The sequence below is a fragment of the Caballeronia sp. M23-90 genome (assembly GCF_053574605.1).
In genome coordinates this window covers 1-2,916 of the sequence record NZ_JBSIPA010000635.1, presented here as the reverse complement: position 1 = coordinate 2,916, position 2,916 = coordinate 1, and the positions used below count along the sequence as shown (strand labels likewise).

At 60.5% G+C, this 2,916-nt stretch carries 3 protein-coding genes; 1 reads left to right on the top strand and 2 read right to left on the bottom strand.

All coding sequences use genetic code 11. The annotated features are described in order from the left end of the window. Both ACRXB1_RS33900 and ACRXB1_RS33895 read right to left on the bottom strand, forming a co-directional pair. On the bottom strand, positions 1 to 186 hold a 186-nt coding region (locus ACRXB1_RS33900; RefSeq protein WP_449494518.1), incomplete at its 3' end, for a LysR family transcriptional regulator. A 68-nt stretch (positions 187 to 254) separates the two neighbouring features. Continuing rightward, a complete protein-coding gene (locus ACRXB1_RS33895; RefSeq protein ID WP_062001992.1) occupies positions 255 to 1,157 on the bottom strand; it encodes a YihY/virulence factor BrkB family protein in 903 nt (300 codons plus the stop codon). Between the two features lie 365 nt (positions 1,158 to 1,522). Between ACRXB1_RS33895 and ACRXB1_RS33890 the strand changes: the two genes are divergently transcribed. Then, positions 1,523 to 2,916: PepSY-associated TM helix domain-containing protein (locus ACRXB1_RS33890; protein WP_449494517.1), on the top strand; the 1,394-nt coding region annotated here is incomplete at its 3' end.

Sequence of the window (2,916 nt, the reverse complement as noted above, 5' to 3'; positions counted from 1 at the left end):
TAGGCCTGCGTCGGTGGGCACCACGCCGTTGGCGGTGCGCTGCAGGAGCCGCGTGGACAGCTCGCTTTCAAGCCGGCTGATCTGCTGGCTGAGGGTCGACGTCACTACGCCAAGTTCCATCGCCGCACGGCCCATGCTGCCATGTTCGATCACACGGACGAAATAGCGAAGCTGGCGCAGTTCCAAAGGGTCTCCTTGCAGATCCGTTCTGATGTCCGCGCATTATCGCCGGGATGAGCTGGTCCGGGCCGTTGTTAGCTCGTTCGGAACGATCTGGGCCGAAGCTCCGTTGTGCCTGCGTGCAGCCGTTCGTATTCCGCAATCATCTGGGCGCCGAAGAGCAGCAATGTCGCGAGGGCTTCGAGGCTGAACAGGACGACAATCGAGGTCGTCAGCGATCCATACACCACGCTCACCTGCGAGAGCGTGGCGAAATACCAGACCAGTACGTGACGCGTGACTTCCCACAGCAAGGCAGCGGCAACCGCGCCGAACAACGCGTGCCTGAAACGCGGACGTCCGACCGGAATCACCATATAGATCGATGTCAGTACGAACACCTCGCCCGCGAATCCGAACAGGTAAAGCAGCACGCGCGATGCGCCGCCAAGCGAAATTTCGACGCCGAAGATATCGACGCTATGTGCGCCCACCGCCTGTAATCCTGTCGATACGAGCGTGACAAGCAACACGCCTGCGCCAAGCGACAGGCTGTAGCAGTAAGGCAGCAACGCGGATATCAGGAAATGCCGCCGACGTATTGCCACCCGATGCACGAAGATCACCGACATGGCGTTTTCAAGCACGGTGAAGGCGAGCGAACTGAAGAAGATCATCGTGCAAAGCAGCACCCAGCCGATCACCGCCCGATGCGCGAGGAAGTTTGCAAGCTCCTTGACGATAGCTTTTGCCTGCCCCGGCACGAGCCATTCGAGCAGATGAGAGAGCGTGTCGAGAAGCACATGCCGGTCGATCACATGTGAAAGCGCAATCACGACCAGGATCAGCAGCGGCACGATGGAAAGCAGCGCGTAATACGCGACCGCGCCCGCGAGCAACATGCCCTGATTCGCGCGAAAGGCTTTTAGAACCTGCAAGGCGAACGCGCCTGGGTGATCGGCGATCGTCCTGAGCGTGCGGTAGCGAATGAGTTGCATATGCCCTCCAGATGCCCCGGCCGTCTTCCCGGTATATGGCCCGAGCACGATTCCGCAAGTCCTGGGCCTTGCTTGGACACGTTCGCACGGGATCGGCTTAAATCTGTTGCGCTTGGGGACAACAGGTCGTTAGAATAAACGAGAATCATTCCCATTCTGAAATCGAAGAGCTTTTGCGCTCTGGCCGTTGCCGACCGATGTTCCACGCTGTGCGTCGTCACGCTGACATCGTCGAGCGCCATAGTGTGTCGCGCCTGGCGCCGACCGATGCTTAAAACTGTAAGCCTGGATGAAATAACAGGTTTGAAGCCAACCGTAAGACTATTTATGAACGCCGGAACCGGGCAGGGACTGCAGGTATTTCAATGACGCGTCGAATTCTGTTTCAAGTGCACTGGCTGCTCGGCGTCACAGTGGGACTGGTGCTGGCGCTCATGGGGCTGACGGGCGCCACCATGAGCTTCGAGGACGAGATCACCGGACTGCTGAACAGCAGCACCATCAGCGTCGCGAAAGGCGCGGAACTCATGACGCCCGATGCGTTGCTCGCGAGCCTCCGCGCGCAATTGCCGGGCGAGGAAATCAGGCCGCTGGTGTTATCGGCTGATCCGGAAAGAGCTGTCCAGTTCCGGGTGCGCCAGCCCTCCGGTGCAGCGACGTTCTACGCGAATCCCTACGACGGACACGTGCTCGGCAAAGCGGCCGGCAGCGACTTTTTCTCGTTTGTAGAAGACGTGCACCGGTTTCTGGCGCTGCCTATCACCGAAGGGCGGCGCGACAGCGAGATCGGCAAGCAGATCACCGGCATCGCCGCTTTTTCGCTCATATTCTTCGCGTTGTCCGGGCTGTATCTCAGATGGCCGCGCAAGCCGCTCGACTGGCGCGCGTGGTTCGTGCTCGACCTGAAGCGCACGGGGCGCAATCTCTATCGGTCGCTGCATGCGGTGATCGGTGGATGGATGGTCTTGTGTTACCTGATGAGCGCGCTGACCGGCTTGTGGTGGTCATACGGCTGGTATCACGATCTGGCGAGCAAGGCGCTGGGTATCGAGGAGACACGTCGTGCGCCCGCGGCGGATCGCAAGCCGAAGGAAGCGCTCGCGGACGCGAAGGGCGATGCACCGCGTGCAGCGGGATCGCGTAAAAAACGGGGCGTGGAAGGCGTGCCTAAAGCGGCGGATTCAAGCCGTGCGATTTCCTTTGACCCCGCCTGGCAAACCTTCGTCCAGCGCGTCGGTCGGGATTTCGGACGCGCGTCGCTGACGGTTTCGCGCGATGGCCGAGCGGTATCGATAGAACGGTTTGACGGGCCGTTGCGAGGCGGCCTCATGGACCGGTACACATTCGATGCCGCGACCGGTTCGCTCAAGGCCACCGACCTCTACGCAAATCGTCCGATCAACAAGGTCATCGGCACAAGCATGTTGACGTTGCACAGCGGGGCCGTGTTCGGCGTTCCAGGGCGGGTCATCGTCATGCTGTGCAGCCTGACGATGCCGCTTTTCGCCATTACTGGCTGGCTGCTTTATCTCGGCCGGCGCCGCAAGCGTCGTGAAGCCGATGCCATTGCGCCCTTGCCGTCATTCGCCACGAGTCACGCCAACAGCGATCTGCTGATCGTTCACGCCAGCCAGACCGGCACCGCTGTGCAACGTCAACATGCTTGTGCCGATGACCTTGTTGATCGGACGATTTGCGTAGAGGTCGGTGGCCTTGAGCGAACCGGTCGCGGCATCGAATGTGTACCGGTCCATGAGGA